At 65.1% G+C, this 16,717-nt stretch carries 13 protein-coding genes and 1 riboswitch; of the genes, 7 read left to right on the forward strand and 6 right to left on the reverse strand.

Translation table 11 applies throughout. The annotated features are described in order from the left end of the window. The 3 genes from Q0C59_RS12720 to Q0C59_RS12730 form a co-directional block, all read left to right on the forward strand. On the forward strand, positions 1-924 hold a 924-nt coding region (locus Q0C59_RS12720), incomplete at its 5' end, for a C-terminal helicase domain-containing protein (protein WP_291216054.1). A 130-nt stretch (positions 925-1,054) separates the two neighbouring features. Continuing rightward, entirely contained in the window at positions 1,055-2,581 is a 1,527-nt protein-coding gene (locus tag Q0C59_RS12725; protein ID WP_291216057.1) for a cryptochrome/deoxyribodipyrimidine photo-lyase family protein, read from the forward strand. Beyond that, a complete protein-coding gene (locus tag Q0C59_RS12730; protein ID WP_291216060.1) occupies positions 2,581-3,069 on the forward strand; it encodes a low molecular weight protein-tyrosine-phosphatase in 489 nt (162 codons plus the stop codon). The genes Q0C59_RS12725 and Q0C59_RS12730 overlap by 1 nt, the downstream gene beginning before the upstream one ends. 15 nt (positions 3,070-3,084) lie before the next feature. Here Q0C59_RS12730 and atzF read toward each other — a convergent pair whose 3' ends face one another. From atzF to Q0C59_RS12760, 6 genes are all read right to left on the reverse strand, one after another. Next, on the reverse strand, positions 3,085-4,923 hold the full coding sequence (gene atzF, locus Q0C59_RS12735; RefSeq protein ID WP_291216062.1) for an allophanate hydrolase: 1,839 nt from the start codon (positions 4,921-4,923) through the stop codon (positions 3,085-3,087). Between the two features lie 26 nt (positions 4,924-4,949). Continuing rightward, positions 4,950-8,474 carry a 5-oxoprolinase/urea amidolyase family protein gene (locus Q0C59_RS12740; RefSeq protein WP_291216065.1) on the reverse strand — a complete coding sequence of 1,175 codons (3,525 nt, stop codon included), beginning with the start codon at positions 8,472-8,474 and terminating at the stop codon, positions 4,950-4,952. 88 nt (positions 8,475-8,562) lie between these two features. Then, on the reverse strand, positions 8,563-9,234 hold the full coding sequence (locus tag Q0C59_RS12745) for an urea amidolyase associated protein UAAP2 (RefSeq protein ID WP_291216068.1): 672 nt from the start codon (positions 9,232-9,234) through the stop codon (positions 8,563-8,565). A 10-nt stretch (positions 9,235-9,244) separates the two neighbouring features. Beyond that, positions 9,245-9,943 carry an urea amidolyase associated protein UAAP1 gene (locus tag Q0C59_RS12750; RefSeq protein WP_291216081.1) on the reverse strand — a complete coding sequence of 233 codons (699 nt, stop codon included), beginning with the start codon at positions 9,941-9,943 and terminating at the stop codon, positions 9,245-9,247. 160 nt (positions 9,944-10,103) lie between these two features. After that, positions 10,104-10,949: an ABC transporter ATP-binding protein gene (locus Q0C59_RS12755; protein WP_291216070.1), complete on the reverse strand. Its 846-nt coding sequence runs from the start codon at positions 10,947-10,949 to the stop codon at positions 10,104-10,106. A gap of 4 nt (positions 10,950-10,953) precedes the next feature. Next, positions 10,954-11,814, reverse strand: coding sequence for an ABC transporter permease (locus tag Q0C59_RS12760; RefSeq protein WP_291216072.1), 861 nt, complete (start codon positions 11,812-11,814; stop codon positions 10,954-10,956). A 57-nt stretch (positions 11,815-11,871) separates the two neighbouring features. After that, positions 11,872-11,984: riboswitch (guanidine-I (ykkC/yxkD leader) on the reverse strand. Positions 11,985-12,335: 351 nt separating this feature from the next. Here Q0C59_RS12760 and Q0C59_RS12765 point away from each other — a divergent pair. The 4 genes from Q0C59_RS12765 to Q0C59_RS12780 all read left to right on the forward strand — a co-directional run. After that, entirely contained in the window at positions 12,336-13,943 is a 1,608-nt protein-coding gene (locus Q0C59_RS12765) for a PAS domain S-box protein (RefSeq protein WP_291216075.1), read from the forward strand. 440 nt (positions 13,944-14,383) lie between these two features. Continuing rightward, positions 14,384-15,922: a PAS domain-containing methyl-accepting chemotaxis protein gene (locus Q0C59_RS12770; protein ID WP_291216084.1), complete on the forward strand. Its 1,539-nt coding sequence runs from the start codon at positions 14,384-14,386 to the stop codon at positions 15,920-15,922. Between the two features lie 367 nt (positions 15,923-16,289). Further along, on the forward strand, positions 16,290-16,469 hold the full coding sequence (locus Q0C59_RS19710) for a hypothetical protein (protein WP_371133039.1): 180 nt from the start codon (positions 16,290-16,292) through the stop codon (positions 16,467-16,469). A 5-nt stretch (positions 16,470-16,474) separates the two neighbouring features. Continuing rightward, positions 16,475-16,717, forward strand: a 243-nt coding sequence (locus Q0C59_RS12780) for a hypothetical protein (RefSeq protein WP_291216079.1), incomplete at its 3' end; no start/stop codon positions are given.

The following is a 16,717-nucleotide window of genomic DNA, read 5'->3' on the forward strand; positions in this document are numbered from 1 at the left end:
CTGGCCAACGACCTGCAGCAAGAAGGCTTCTCGGCCGTCGCGTTGCACGGTGCCCTGAGCCAGGGCATCCGCAACCGCCGCCTGATGGCGCTGCGCGCCGGCCAGGTGCAGATCCTGGTTGCCACCGACGTTGCCGCCCGCGGTATCGACGTGCCCACCATTACCCACGTCTTCAACTTCGGCCTGCCGATGAAGGCCGAGGACTACACGCACCGCATCGGCCGCACCGGCCGTGCCGGCCGCGATGGCCTGGCCATCACGTTCGCCGAGCTGCGCGACCGCCGCAAGATCTTCGACATCGAGGCTTACACGCGCCAGCGCATCAACGTGGAAACCGTGACCGGCCTTGAGCCGCGCCAGCGCGCGCCGCAGAACGAAGCGTTTGGCCGTGGCCGCCCAGCGGGCCGCTCGAACGACCGCTTCGGTGGCAACGACCGCTTTGCCGGCAACAACGACCGCCGTGGCCCAGCGCCGCGCTTCGAAGCCCGCAACGAAGCACCCCGTGTTGACCACAGCCGTCCCGGCACGCGTTTTGACCCGCGTTTCGAAGGCCGTGCCGAGCCACAGCGCCCGGAAGGCCGTTTCGACAACCGTGGCGAGAACCGTTTCGGTGACCGTGGTGACAACCGCGGCGAGAACCGTGGTGAAGCCGGTGGCTACCGCCCTGACACGCGCCCCGCTGCCGGCCGCAACTTCGCCGACCGCGCTCCTGCGCGCCCCGGCTTCGGCCCCAAGCCCGGTGGTTTCAACAGCTTCGGCCGCAGCGACAAACCCATGGGTGACCGTGGTGCCGAACGTGGCGGTGACCGTGGTGGTTTCAGCGACCGTGGCAACGCCGAGCGCGGCGCCATGCGCGGTGAATTCGCACCGCGTCGCCCTGAAGGCGCACCGTCGCGCCCCATGGCCCGCCGCAGCCCGCGTTAAGCCGGCTCAGGCTTCTACAGCCTGATCAATAAACCAGACCCGCGGGTCTGGTTTTTTTTCGCCTGTCCACATCCCAAACGGCAAAGCCCCCAGCCACGCAACAGGGCGCCGCACGAATCAGAATCGCCCGATGACGTATCGGGTGGTCTGGTTCAAGCGCGACCTGCGGGTGTGGGATCACGCGCCGCTGGCCGAGGCCGCGCGCCTGGGCCCGGTGCTGTGCCTGTATGTGTTGGAGCCCGCGCTGTGGCGCCAGCCCGATACGGCGCGGCAGCACCTCGGCTTCATTCAGGAGAGCCTGAAGGATTTGCAGGACGAGCTCAAGCGCCTCGGTGGTCGCCTGCAGCTTGCGGTGGGCGATGCGGTGGAGGTGCTGGATCGCCTGCACCGGCAAGCCCCGTTTTTCGAACTGCTCTCGCACGAAGAAACCGGCAATGCCGCGAGCTTTGAACGGGATCGACGCGTGAAGCAATGGTGCGCTGCGCACGCCCTGCCGTGGCGTGAGTTCCGCCAGTTCGGCGTGGTTCGTGGCCTGCGCGAACGCAAACACTGGGTGCGGCAGTGGGAGCAGCTCACGCACGCGGAGCAGGCGCTCGCGCCGGCGCTGCAGGCGGCCGAGCTGCCGCGCTTCACCGACCCCTGGCCGAGCGCAGACGAGCTGGGCCTCGACGCCCACGAACCACCCGAACGACAACGCGGTGGTCGAGCGCGCGGTCTTGAGGTGTTGCAGAGTTTCCTGAACGAGCGCAGCGCCAGCTACCGCGGCGGCATCTCCTCGCCGCTCTCGGCGCCCACCGCCTGCTCGCGCCTCTCTCCGTATCTGACATGGGGCTGCCTGAGCCTGCGCGAGGTGGTGCAGGCCACGCGCCACCGCCTGGACGATCCCGCCTTGCCTGGCCGACAGCGCCAGGGGCTGGAAGGTTTCATGAGCCGGCTGCACTGGCATTGCCACTTCATCCAGAAGCTGGAGACCGAGCCCGCGATCGAACACCACAACATGCATCGGGGATACGACGGTCTGCGCGAGCACGACCACAACCCGGCGCATTTGCAGGCGCTCATGGAAGGGCGCACTGGCTGGCCGCTGGTGGACGCCTGCGTGGCCATGCTGCGCGAGACGGGCTGGATCAATTTCCGCATGCGCGCGATGCTGGTGTCGGTGGCGGCGTATCCGCTGTGGCTGCACTGGCGCCCGGTGGGTGAGTGGCTGGCGCGCCAGTTCATCGACTACGAGCCCGGCATCCACTGGAGCCAGCTGCAGATGCAGAGCGGCACCACGGGCATCAACACCACGCGCGTCTACAACCCCGTCAAACAGGCACAGGACCACGACCCACACGGCCACTTTGTGCGCCGCTGGCTCCCCGCACTGCAGCGTGTGCCGGACACCTGGCTTTTCCAACCCTGGCTCATGCCGCCCGAGCTGCAGGCGCGCTGCGGCGTGGTGGTGGGCGTGGACATCGCGGCGCCGCTGGTGGACCTCGAGCAGGCCACGCGCGCGGCCAAGGAACGCGTCTACGCGCTGCGCACCGACCCGGCCGTGGCGGCGGTGCAGGCCAGCATCGTCAAGCGCCACGGCTCGCGCAACCGCAGCGCTGAAAACCTCTCGAAACCGCGCAAGCTCGAAAGCTTTGCGCAGGCCTCACTGGATTTTTGATGTCCCAACTCAAACCCACCCCGCGCCGCATCCTGCTGGTGTGCATTGGCAACCGCGTGCGCAGCCCGCTTGCTCAGGGCTTTCTGCGCGCCGAACTCGACTCCGCCGGGTTGAGCCACGTGCAGGTGGATTCGGCCGGCACCAACGTCTGGCCCGGCAGTGAACCGCCGGACCGCGAGGCGATCTTCGAAGCCGCGCGCGCGGGTATCCACATCGAACACCTGCGTTCGCGCGAACTGACCGAAGCCGATTTTGAGCAACACGACGCGATCCTGGCGATGGACTGGGACAGCCACGCTCTGGCCGAAGGCATGGCGCCCGACGATCAGCGCCACAAGGTCGGCCACCTGGCCCAGTTCGCGCGGCGCGAGAAAGTCACCACCATCCCCGACCCGGCGGCCACCGGCTACGCCCGCACCCTGGCCTGCATCCAGGACGCGTGCGAAGGCTGGGTGGTCAACCACCTGGTGCGCCGACCCACGCGCTGAAGTGCGAGACGTGCGTCAGCGTGGCGCGCCCGCCGCCAGCCAGGCGCGCCAGCCGCCGAAGTGGGTGATGTCGGTGGCGCCTGCGATGCCGATGCCTTCACAGATGAAACCGGGCACTTCGCTGCCGTCGGCCAGCTTCACCTTGCCAATGCCCAGCGGTGCCGGGATGCCGGCCACGAAGCTGCCGAAGTGGGCGGTGGGCACTTCCCACACCTCGAGTGCGATGGCCGATCCGCCTTCGGTCACGCGCACCATCCCGGGCCGCTGCACCGGGCCGCCAGCGAGGGCGTGCAATTGGTAGTCGGGCGCCGACTGCGGGCTGCCGATGAGGCGCGCGCCGCGCGAGGTGAGCTGGTGGTTGAGTGGCAGGCCCGAGAGGTGCGCACCGCACACGGCCACCCGCACGGTGCCGCTGCCGGCCGCACCCACCTCGCCCGAGGGCAGGCCGGTGCAGGGCGGTGTGCTGGCCAGCGGCGTGGGCGTGGCGCCGAGCGTGGCGGTCTCGGCGCGGTGAAAGCGGTCGGCCAGGCGCAGCAGGGCGAGGTCCTTGAACGCGGGCGCGGCCAGCGTCACGCCCCAGGGCAGGCACTGCGCCGCCCCGTCGGGCAAAAAGCCGGAGGGCACCGCCACCGCGCTGTAGTCCAGCAGGTTCATGAAGTTGGTGTAGCGGCCCAGGTTGGAGTTGAGCTGGATCGGGTCGGCCTGCATGGCGTCGATGCGGTAGATGGTGCCGGCGGTGGGCGTGAGCAGGCAGTCGATGTCGGTCCACACCGCGTCACACACGCGCTTGAGCGCTTTGAGGCGGTAGCTCGCGGCAAAGGCTTGTGCGCCAGTGACACTGCGGCCGCCTTCGATGATGGTGCGCACCGGGGGAAACACGGCCTCGGGGTGGGCGTTGATGAAGTCCTGGATGGCCACATAACGCTCGGCCACCCACGGGCCGTCGTAGAGCAGGCGCGCGGCTTCCAGAAACGGCGTGAGGTCCACCTCCACAGCCGTGCCACCGAGGGACTTGAGGCGCTCGACCGAGGTGGCGAACAGCTTCGCGGCAGCGTCGTTGCCGAAGAACTCCAGGTCTTCTGCGCGCGGCACGCCAAAGCGAAATGGGCCTGCAGAAAAATCCACCCCAAAGGGCTGGGCTGCGCGGCTGTAGGCATCGGCTGCGTCAAACGCTGCGGCAGCTCCCAGCACGGCCTGCACGTCGCCCGCGGTGAGCGCAAAGATGCTCACCGTGTCCAGCGAACGGCAGGCCGGCACCATGCCCGTGCCCGAAAGCAGGCCCAGCGTGGGCTTGAGGCCCACCAGGTTGTTGAACGACGCGGGCACACGGCCCGAGCCGGCGGTGTCGGTGCCGAGCGAAAACGTGGCGTAGCCCTTGGCCACCGACACGGCCGAGCCCGAACTGGAGCCGCCCGAGATGAAGTCGGGATCGAACGCGTTCCGGCACGCGCCATACGGCGAGCGCGTGCCGTTGAGGCCGGTGGCGAACTGGTCCAGGTTGGCCTTGCCCACCGGCACCGCACCGGCCGCCAGGAGCTGCTGGATGAGGAAGGCGTTTTCGGTGGGCGTGTAGGCAAACTCGGGGCAACCGGCGGTGGTGGGAATGCCGGCCAGATCGATGTTGTCCTTGATCACAAAGGGCACGCCGAACAGGGGGAGGCTGGCCGGGTCCACGCCGTCGAGCCGGGCCAGCAGGGGCGCCACCTCTGCATCGGTCAGCACATGGATGAAGGCGTGGTGCGTGTCGGCGCGGCAGCGTGCCAGCGACTCGGCGATGACTTCGCGCACGGAGGTGCCGCTGCGGTAGGCGGCTTGCAGGCTGGCGAGGTCAAAAGACAGTGGGTTCAAAGACATGGAATCACTCCGTTGTTGTTCTGGACTCAGACGGCTTCGTCGATCAGCACCAGCACGTTCTGCCCGGCCGACACCGCACCGCCTTGTGCGCACATGAGGCTGTGCACCGTGGCGTTGGCCGGTGCAAGCAAGTTGAATTCCATCTTCATGGACTCGATCACCAGCAGCACGTCGCCGGCCTGCACCTGCTGGCCCACGCTCACCGAGACCTTCCACACGTTGCCGGGCACGCTGGTGGCGAGCATTCGCCCACCCTCGGGCAGGTCCACCTCATCGGCCACGCCTGCGCTGGCCGCGGCCTCGTCGCTGGTGAAGTCGTTTTGTCCGGCGGCCACCCAGCGCTCGCGCTCGGCTTCAAACGCAGCTTGTTGTGTGGCTTTGAAGGCCCCGATGCTCGCGGCGTTGTCCGCGAGGAAACGCCGGTAGTCCTTGAGGCTGAACGTGCCGTCTTCGGTGCGCAGCGCGTAGCCACCGTGCGGAAAACTCGCGCGGATGGTTTTGAGTTCTTCTTCGCTCACCGCTTCGAACTGGATCTGGTCGAAGAAGCGCAGCAGCCAGGGCTGTTCAAAGTCGGAGCCGGGCGTGCCGTGGCGCCAGCGGTTCCACATCTGCAGCGTGCGGCCCACAAACTGGTACCCGCCCGGGCCTTCCATGCCGTAGACGCAGAGGTAGGCGCCGCCGATGCCCACGGCGTTCTCGGGCGTCCAGGTGCGCGCGGGGTTGTACTTGGTGGTCACCAGGCGGTGGCGCGGGTCCAAGGGAGTTGCCACCGGTGCGCCCAGGTACACATCGCCCAGGCCGAGCACGAGGTAACGCGCGTCGAACACGATCTTGAACACGTCCTCAATGCTGTCGAGTCCGTTGATGCGGCGGATGAACTCGATGTTGCTCGGGCACCAGGGCGCGTCGGGTCGCACCGACTGCATGTACTTCTCGATGGCCAGTTTGGTCTGTGGGTCGTCCCAGCTCAGCGGCAGCACCACGGTGCGCGAGGGCACGACCATCTCGTCCACTGGGGGCAGGGCGTCGTCTGCCGCGCTGATGATCTGCAGCAGTTCGCTGCGCGGCAGCAGGGCCGGGTCAAAGTGCACCTGCAGCGAACGGATGCCCGGCGTGAGGTCGATCACGCCTTTGAGCTGTTGGGCCTTCAGCCCGTGCAGCAAAGCCTGCACGCGCATGCGCAGTTCCAGGTCCAGCGTGAGCGGGCCGAACTCGATCAGCACGTAGCGGTCACCCGCCTGGCGGATCACGCGGCGCGGGCGGTCGCCTTCGGCCGCGCGGTCGTCGAGCACGGGGCTCGCTGGTGAGCCGGCCTGCCGGTGAAAGCGCACCGTGTCACCCGGGCGCAGCTGGCCCAGCTTCCACAACTCGTCGTGCAGCACCACCGCCGGGCACACAAAGCCGCCGAGGCTCGGGCCATCGGGCCCGAGGATCACGGGCATGTCGCCGGTGAAGTCGATCGCGCCGATGGCGTAGGCGTTGTCGTGGATGTTGGATGGGTGCAACCCCGCCTCGCCGCCGTCGGTGCGCGCCCACTGCGGTTTGGGGCCGATGAGGCGCACCCCCGTGCGGCTGCTGTTGTGGTGGATCTTCCAGTCGGTGCCGAAGAACAGGGTGATGTCGTCGGGCGTGAAGAAGTCGGGCGCGCCGTGTGGACCGTAGAGGACGTTGATGTCCCAGTGGTTCGTGTAGTCGGGGATCACGACCTCGGTGCCCGGCGCCTGCTGCGCGTCGCCCGCCAGGTGCAGCACATCCCCCGTGCGCAAATGCCGCCCCGCGTGCCCGCCGAACTGCCCCAGCGTGAAGGTGCTGCGGCTGCCCAGGTACAGCGGCACATCAAGCCCGCCCGCAACGGCCAGCGCCAACCTCACACCCGTCTCGCACCGACCCACGGCCAGCGTGGCGCCAGCAGGCACGTTGATGGCCTGCCACATCGGCACCGTCTCTCCGTTCAGCGTCACCTTGGCGGGCGCACCCGTCACCGCCACCACCGTGGCGGTGTTGAAGCGCAGCGTGGGCCCGGCCAGGGTGATCTCCAGCGCGGCGGCGTCGGGTGTGTTGCCCACCAGCGCGTTGGCCGCGCGGTGCGCGTGCATGTCCATGGGGCCGCTGGGCGGCACGCCCACGTCCCAGTAGCCCTGCCGCCCCGGCCAGTCCTGCACGCTGGTTTGCACGCCGGGTTCGATCACGTCGATGGTGGCCGGGTGGTAGGCGAAGGTGGAGAGGAAACGCGTGACCTGTTTGCCGGTGCGGAACACCGGGTCGCGCACCACCTGGCGCAGGTAGCCCAGGTTGGTTTCGATGCCTGCGAGGCGCGTGGCGTCCAGCGCGTCTTCCATCTTCTTCAAGGCTTCGTCGCGCGTGTCGGCCGTGACGATCAGCTTGGCCAGCATGGGGTCGTACCAGGCGGGCACCTCCGTGCCGCGCTCCACCCAGCTGTCCACGCGGGCATGGCACGGCGCATCGGTGGGAAACACCACCTCGGTGAGCAGGCCCGCACTTGGCTGGAAGTTTTTCGCCGGGTCTTCGGCGTAGAGCCGCACCTGAATCGACGCACCTTTGGGCGAGGGTTGCAGCGTGTGCAAAGGCGGCAGGTCGCCAGCGGCGAGCTGCAGCATCCACGCCACCAGATCCACACCACACACCTGCTCGGTCACGCCGTGTTCGACCTGCAGGCGCGTGTTCACTTCCAGGAAATAAAACGCGCCGGTGGACGCGTCGTAAACGAACTCCACCGTGCCGGCGGAGCGGTACTTCACCGCCTGCGCCAGCCGCACGGCGGTGGCGTGCAGCTCGCTGCGCTGCGCGTCGCTCAGGCCCGGCGCGGGCGTTTCTTCAATCACCTTCTGGTTGCGCCGCTGCACCGAGCAGTCGCGCTCGCCCAGCGCAATCACACCACCCGCGCCGTCGCCGAACACCTGCACCTCGATGTGCCGCGCCTGCTCCACGTACTTCTCGATGAAGAGCCCAGCGTCCTTGAAGTTGGCCTGCGCCATGCGACCCACCGAGTCGAAGGCGTCGGTGAGCTCGGCCGCGTTCCACACCAGCCGCATGCCGATGCCGCCACCACCTGCCGTGCTCTTGAGCATCACCGGAAAGCCCACACGCGTGGCCTCGCTCTGCGCCTGCGCCAGGTCGGTCAGCAGGCCCGAGCCCGGCAGCAGCGGCACACCGCGCTGCTCGGCCAGATCGCGCGCGGTGTGCTTGAGGCCGAAGGCGCGCATCTGGTCGGGCGCGGGGCCGATGAAGGCGATGCCGGCGGCCTCACACGCTTCGGCGAACGCCGGGTTCTCGGAGAGGAAACCGTAGCCGGGGTGGATGGCCTGCGCGCCGCAGTCCTTGGCGACCTGCAGGATGCGGTCGGCGCGCAGATAGCTCTCGGCCGCCGGGGCCGGGCCCAGCAAATAGGCCTCGTCGGCTTCGCGCACATGGCGGGCCTGCGCGTCGGCTTCGGAGTACACGGCCACGCTCTGCACGCCCAGGGTTTTGAGCGTGCGGATGATGCGGCAGGCGATGGCGCCGCGGTTGGCAATCAGGACCTTGCTGAACATGGGTGGAACCTTGGATCGAAGAGGGCAGGCCGTCCTGCGAAAGGGTCACGCGGCAACGGGTCGTCCCGCTGCGCGCATCGGCGAAGGTTCAGGCGGGGTTCCACACCAGCAACTGGATGGGCGTGGGGTTGTAGGCGTTGCACGGGTTGTTGAGTTGCGGGCAGTTGCTGATCAACACCCACACATCCATCTCTGCCCGCATCTCCACGTACTTGCCCGGTCCCGACACGCCGTCTTCAAAACTCAGCGCGCCGTCGGCGGTGACGGGCACGTTCATGAAGAAGTTGATGTTGGGCACCAAGTCGCGTTTGCTCAGCCCCACGTCGGCGTGTTGCAGGGCGATCAGGTAGTTGTCGCGGCAGCTGTGCATGAACTTCTTCTGCAGCGCGTAGCGCACCGTGTTGCTCTCGGCCGCGCAGGCGCCGCCCAGCGTGTCGTGGCGGCCGCAGGTGTCGGCCACGATGGTGAGCATGGCGTTGCCGTCGTTGCTGCGGATCACCGAGCCGGTGGTGAGGTAGATGCCGCCCTGGCGCTGCATGGTGTTGGTGGCGCTGTAGTGCTCTGCAGGGTCGTGGCGGTTGTAGAACAGCACGTCGGCGGCCTGGTTGCCTTCGAGGTCGACGATGCGCAGCGTCTGCCCGCGCTTCACTTCAAACAGGATGGGCTCGCCGGCGGGGTGGCGCTGATCCATCACGGCGTGGGCCGGGTCCAGCTGGCTCTCCAGGATGCGAATGTCGGTGGCGGTTGCGGTGGTGTTCATCGTGGGCTCCTCACAGGTACAGCATGTCGGTGTTGTGCAGGGCGCGTGCGTTCTCCGGGCGGAAGGCGCGGCACACATCGTTCGCAGGCGCAGCGCCGCAGCGCCAGGCCAGCAGGCCCACTTTTTTCGGGCTGTAAGCGGGCGCGGTGTCCAGCCCGTGTGGCGCGGTGCTCATGGCCAGGATCACGTCCATGTCGAAGCGCAGCTCCACAAAGTCACCCGCCTTGGCGTGGTCGGGCACAAAGGCAAAACGGCCCTGCGCGTCCACACCCACCTTGCTGAACAGGTTCACCGGCGCAATCAGGTCGCGCTTGGTGAGACCGTATTTGCCGATCTCGATCAGCAGGCCGTCCTTGCCCGAACGGTGCATGGCGTTGCGCGCGTGCTCGTAGCGCTTCTCGCCGTATTTTTCCTGCATCAGCTCGGCGTCGAGCAGGGCGCCCAGCGGGTCGTGCCAGCCCAGGCTGTCGGCCGTGAAGCTGGCCATGCTGCGGCCCATGTCGCTCATGAGCACATGGCCCCGCGTGTAGTGCGCCGTGTGCTGCGCCTTCACGCTGTCGGGCATGTTGTAGCGCTCCAGCTTTTCGAGCGCTGAATACAGCACCAGGCTCACGTTGGCGCCGGCTTCCAGCGCCACAAAGCGGATGGCGCTGCCGCGCGGCATGCGCCAGCTCCAGTGGCTGCCGCCGGGCACCACCTCGCTCCACATGGCTTTGGTGGTGTCCACGCTTTCCAGCGCGTTTGCGGGGAAGCGCTGCCACAGCGCGGGCGCGTCCACCGGCGCGGCCTGCGGCGGGTTCGGTGGAACCACGGAGAGGGGATCGTTCAACAGAGTGTCTTGTGTCGTCATGCGTGTCTCCTTAAAAGTGTCAAACGCCCACGCCCGAGAGGCGTTGCAGCTGCTCCAGATCGGTCTTCATGCCCGAGGTCTCACGGATCCGCTCCAGGATGTCGCGCTTGAGCCGCACGAACTCCGGCTCGTGCTTCAAGTCCTGCACGCGCTGGTCGCCAAAGGGCACGTCGTACACCGTGTCGATGCGCCCGGGGCGCGGTGCCATCAGCACCACGCGCCCACCCAGGTACAGCGCTTCCTCCACGTCGTGCGTCACGAACACGATGGTGGTTTTCTCCAGCTTGTGCACGTAGCGGATCAGGTCGTGCATCACCTCGCGGGTTTGCGCGTCGAGCGCACCGAAGGGTTCGTCCATCAGCAACACGTCGGGCTTGCCCATGAGCGCGCGCGCAATCGCCACGCGTTGCTGCATGCCGCCCGAGAGCTGGTTGGGCCAGGCGTTGGCCACGGGTTGCAGGCCCATCAGGCGCAGCAGCGCGTCGGCCCGGCCCGAGGCGGCTTCCACGTCGGCCGAGGTGCGGCCGTCGGTGTGGGCCTTGAGCTGGCGGCAGAACTTGATGTTCTCCATCACCGTCATCCACGGGTAGAGGCTGTAGTGCTGGAACACCATGGCGCGGTCGATGCCCGGGCCGTCCACCGCGCGGCCGTCCACCAGCAGGTCGCCCGTGGTCTGTGTTTCCAGCCCGCCAATGGTGCGCAGCAGCGTGGACTTGCCGCAGCCCGACGCCCCCACAAAGGTGACGAACTCGTTTTCGGCGATGTCCAGGTTGATGTCTTCCAGCGCGTTGATGGGCGCGCCGTCAAAGCGTTTGGTGAGGCTGCGGATGGCGATCTTGGGCAGGGGAATGCGGGCGGTGCTCATGGCTTCAGCCTTTCAGGTAGAGCCAGGGAAACGCACGGCGGTGCCCCCAGCGAAACAGCTGGTCGGTCACCAGGCCGATGAGGCCGATGACGATGATCCCGGCGAAGATGGTGTCGGTCTGCAGGAAGCGCTGGGCGCGCAGGATGGCGTAGCCCAGGCCCGAGTTGGCGGCCACCAGCTCGGCCACCACCAGGTACGTCCAGGCCCAGCCCATGGTGATGCGCAAGGTGTCGAGCAGCGCGGGCTTGGCACTTTGAAAGATCACCTTCTCGATCAGCTCCAGCCGGTTGGCGCCCATGGTCTGCGCCGCCTCCACCTGGGCGGACGGCACGCGGCGCACGTCTTCGGCCACCATCAGCACCATCTGGAAAAAGGTGCCGATGAAGATGATGGCGATCTTGGAACCCTCACCAATGCCCACCCACAGCATCACCAGCGGAATGAAAGCCACCGCCGGCATGTAGCGGATGAAATCGGTGAGCGGCTCCAGCAGCGCCTGCACCGAGCGGAACGAACCGATCAACAACCCCAAAGGCAGGGCGATCACAGCCGACAACAGAAAGCCCGCCACCACGCGGTAGACGCTGATGCCCATGTCTTCGAGCAGGCCGAGCTCGGTGGCCCAGGTCCAGGTCTTGGACAGCACCTGCAGCGGCGCCGGCATGAACACCGGATCGATGCCACCCCACAGGCCCACCGCCGCCCATAGCACCAAAGGGGTGAACAGCCCGGTGAGTGCAAGCACCCAATAGGTGCGCCGCGAGATGCCGGCGCGCACGGTGAACAGGTTGGAACGCCGCTTGGGCCGGGTGGGTGCACCAACAGCGCGCGGCGCTGTGGCTGGGGGGGCAAGGGGCAAGGACATGCGGGGCTCCTGAGCGGGGGACAAAAGGCGGAGAGGCATGGGCTTTGCAGCGCAAGCGTCTCCCGGGCTTTTGTCCCTCCGTGGAACCACGCGATGGTGGCCGACTGCTCTCGGACCAGACAGCACAGATCGGCAAGTGATCTGAGCCCGGAACCCTAGCGGTCTTCAAGGCTGGCGTGTGCTGGGCACAGCGCCTCTCTGCGGGGTGAGTTAGCAACTTCGGTGCCAGTAACGGCGGAAGTCGGCGAGCCAACGCTGGCTGGCGCTTGTCTGGGTTGATGAACTTGGTCCAGCCAAGCGTTGGCAGTCATTTCCAACTGTTGATCTGACCTCTTTCTGACGAACTCACTCGGGGTCAGGTGGCCGAGTGATCCAAATCACTAAGAGTGCTGATCATTGAGGCTGATCACCAAATTTTGCCGATGATCAGTATCAGCGAACGAATTGGAGCCACTGACACCCACCCGGGCGCCAGCGTCGTTTGTCTGAAACTCATCTGAACCAAAAAAAGAGACGACACCGTGCTGGATTCCTCCGACGAGTTGAACGACCTGACTTCCTGGCTACTCATTCTGGAAAAAATCGTTGAGCAAAGCGCCAACATGGTGGTGATCACCGACGATGCGCAACGGATCCGATGGGTCAACCAGACGTACACGAGGGTCACCGGTTGGACGCTTGAAGAGGTTGTGGGCAAGCGGGCAGGAGAGCAATTGCACGGCCCCTTGACCGACACCTTGGTCAAAGAAGGCCTTCGCAACCGCTTGAAGCAAGGCATGTCTGTTTCTGGTGCAGAGATCGTCAACTACCGCAAGAACGGCGAGTCGTACATAGCCTTGCTGAATATCGAGCCCATCCGGGACAACCAGGGCAAGGTGGTCGCCTACTTCTCGATTCAGAGTGACATTACCGAGAAGCGATCACTCGAAAGGGCGAACGTTGAGCTCCAGAATCATCTACAGGTTGCTCAACGACTGGCCCGGCTGGGTCGTATCGAGAGCATCGCTCAAACGGGGATGATGCGATGGTCAAGCGTCGTTTACTCCATCCTTGAACTGGCCAAGGACGAAGTGCCCAAATCCTGTGATGCGTTCTTCAAATATGTCGAACTTGACGCACAGCAGGAGTTTTACAAGCTGTTGAGGCAAGTCCTGAAGACTGGCGAGGAGTTTGACCTTGAAGTGCCATTGACGACCCGAACAGGGCAGCGTCGGTGGGTTCGCTGCCGCGGTGTCCCTGAGCAATCGGACGGGGATATCCAGCCACCTCGCACATGGACCATTCAAGACGTGACGCTGTACAGGGAGTTGATCGAACAAAAGCGCGAGATGAACGAAAGTTTGCGGGCTATGGTTGAGGAACGGACGCACCATCTCCAAGCGGCCAACCGCTCGCTGGAAGCGTTTTCTCATGCTCTTTCGCATGACCTGAAAAAGCCGGTGCGCCATATGGCCAGCTATGCCGAAATCGTTGAGGAGTCATTGGCGACCCGTGACATCGAATCTGCCCAGACCTATTGCCGAAAGATCGTCGCCGCTGGAAAACTGCTGCAGGGGCAAATTGACGGCCTGTTGCGCTTTTCAAGAATGGGACGACAAGGCATCAGTCCTTCGTGGGTTTCCATGACAGATATGGTTGCGAACTGTCTTGATGAGGTGGCCTCGTCTTTCCAGGACCGGCGGTTTCAAGCAACTGGTGTGGAAACACTGCCCGAAGTTCTCGCCGATCCCGTCTTGTTTCGGGAAGTCTGGGTCAACCTGATAGACAACGCATTCAAGTACAGCAAACCAAGTGAACTGACACGGCTCGATTTCGCGTGCAGCAGAGTGGAGGGTGGCTGGACGCTTTCTTTGCAAGACAAAGGCCGTGGCTTCAATCCGGCCATGCAATTGCATGTTTTCGAGATGTTCGGTCGAGCAAACTCGGACCTCACGGTTGCCGGCGATGGCATTGGCCTGGCGCTGTGCCAGCGTATTGTGTTGGCGCACGGAGGGCGAATCTGGGCAGAGACAACGCAAGATGAAGGCTCAACCTTCTTTGTCTTCCTGCCGACCGTTTCTCCCGTTTCAGGCTTCGGAGACCTTTCGACATCCCGCGAATCCAGCGCAATCCCACTCCAGAGGCTGTGAGTTGCGCTGTGGTTGCCAGCCAAACCCGTCACTGCCTGAACCTCACCGGGTGATGCCAACGTAGGTCTGGAGTACGCAGCCAAACTGGGCTTCGGGTGCGCTCGCGAATGCCGCGACTGCTGCGCCAGTGTCGACGCAATTGGTTTGGAGCGATTGGTACAGAGTGGTTGGTCCTGAAATGGCAATGACCACGTCGAGCTGTTCGCTCACACGGCGACACGTGTCCTTGGGCTTTTACGTCCGAGAGCTCCCACCAGAAATCTTTTCCAATTTCGGGTTTCCGCGTCGGTTGGCAGACGCTCGTGCGCGTTTCGTCACTTGCCGTGCAAATTTCCGACTCTTGTCCGGATATCACCCGCATTTCCGGGCCTCACCTGTCGAAGAAGGTAACGATGCTCAAGCCCTGCCTGACCGATCAACCCAACTCAATTCGAGGCCATATGCGATCAAACCTGCCGATAACGCAACGGGAACTGGAGCTGCGTGAAGGTATGACACTCATGTCAACCACCGATACGCAAAGCCATCTCATCTACGCCAATGCAGCCTTTGTGGAGGTCAGTGGGTTCGAGCGCGATGAATTGATGGGACAGCCCCACAACATCGTGCGGCATCCCGACATGCCACCCGAGGCCTTTGCCGACATGTGGCAAACGCTGAAGGCAGGGAAGTCATGGACCGCGCTGGTCAAGAACAGACGCAAGGACGGAGACCACTACTGGGTTCGTGCGAACGCCACACCCGTCAAGCGGGGAGGAGTCACCGTCGGCTACATGTCGGTCAGGACCAAGCCCTCCAGGGAGGAAGTGGCAGCTGCCAGCGATCTGTATGCTGCCTTCAGAAGTGGCAAAGCCCAAGGACTCGCATTTCACCAGGGGCTTGTCATTCGCACGGGAGTGTTCAAGTGGATGTCTGTCTTTCAGCTCCTGCCCACGGCCTGGCGGATCCGGTTGGGCGTCATGGGCCTGGTGCTGGCCTGCGCAATGGCTTCGGTGCTGCTGCCCAATGCCTTGCCCGTGCTCCTGGCAGCCATAGGGGCGGGTGGGTTGCTGGCTTCGTGGTGGATCGAGCGGCAAGTGTCTGCTCCGCTCAAGAGCATTCTTGCCAACGCCGAACTGATCGCAGCTGGCCAAAGCGTGGCCGTTCCCGCCCTCAACCGGGTAGACGACATCGGCTTGCTGGCTCGGGCAATCAACCAGTCGGGTCTCAACCTCCGCTCGCTGCTGGACGATGTGGCGCAGCAGGTGCAAGGCATTCAGGTGGCCAGCACGGAAATTGCAAACGGCAATTCCGATCTGAGCGCTCGAACAGAACAATCGGCCGCCAGCCTGGAGCAGACGGCTGCGAGCATGGCTGAAATGAATGCAACCGTGGCCAACAACTCCGAGCGAACACAGGAAGCGGAGCGCCTGGCAGCGCAAGCCAGCACCGATGCCAGCCACGGTCGCCAGGAGTTCTCGAACGTCGCTGAGACGATGGCCAGTATTCAAGCCAGCAGCAAACGCATCGCGGACATCACGTCACTGATCGACGGCATCGCTTTTCAGACCAACATCCTCGCGCTCAACGCGGCGGTGGAAGCGGCCCGCGCTGGCGAACAAGGCCGAGGCTTTGCGGTGGTGGCCGCTGAGGTGCGCAGCCTGGCCCAGCGCAGCGCTGCTGCAGCCAAGGACATCAAGGGGCTCATTGACGACAGTGGTGAAAAAGTCCAGAAGGGAAGCGCGCTGATTGGCCGGGCCGGGGAAACCATGGCGCAGATCGTTGGCGGTGTTCAAAGGGTATCTGGCCTCATTGAGGAGATCTCCAGTGCCACCCGGGAGCAGGCCATGGGAATCTCGCAGGTCGATACAGCCATCACGCAACTGGATCAGACCACGCAGCAAAACGCAGCGCTGGTGGAGCAGAGTGCGGCGGCCGCGTCCAGCCTTCAACAGCAGGCCGTTCAGTTGGCGGAGGCTGTAAGAGCTTTCAGGAGTTAGGCGACCATCTTTCTGGAATCGTCTGCATTCCATTGCCTGGCTTGAAAACTGAAACATATGAGCCTCACCAGCAAACTCTGAATCGTCATCTGAACAGGGTTGCGGCCTGTCGTGGCGACGTCGGCAGTGGTGAGACGCATACCGCGCGGCAGCTGTTCGGCTCAAGGCGACATCCGCTGGCGAAGGTCGCTGTCAATGAAAAAAGCTCATCCACATCCGATGAAGGACATTCAACATGCCGTCTGTATCAACGCAGTCCTCCCGTTTTTTTCGAGGCCGTGTCCGAGTCACAGTCGGGCAATCTTCCCGATGCAGTAACCCAGATCGGCTGCGTGGACGATCTCGCCAACTGGTGGAGCAGGTGGTGGTGAGCGAAGACGACTTCCAGCATGCGCTGGCACGCGTGGCAGGCGTCGTCGAAGTGGATGCCGCCGGGTTCGAACTGGACCGGCATGCCTTTGAGGTGCTGCCCTTGGGCGAAGCCCGCTGGCACGCCGTCCTGCTCGTGTGGGGTGAGCGGGAAGCCATCCAGGGCCGCCTCCTGTGACCCGCGTGCCATTCGAAACGCCCGGTCAGGGGCGCGTCCGGCCCGCTGGTGCTGCTCGCGATCTGGGTGCCCTGGACGAGGTGGCGGGGGCAATTCGCTCGCAGCCCATCCTCGATCTGGGTCACGCGCTCGCAGCGCTGGGATGTCTGGCTCCCGCGCAGGTGGATCTGCTTCGAAGTGAGGACCCGGCGTTGCTGCGTTCGCGCTCACACGAACTGGTCGACCGGGGTCTCGTTACCGACGAACAA

This window comes from Hydrogenophaga sp. (assembly GCF_022844385.1).
Classification (GTDB): domain Bacteria; phylum Pseudomonadota; class Gammaproteobacteria; order Burkholderiales; family Burkholderiaceae_C; genus Hydrogenophaga.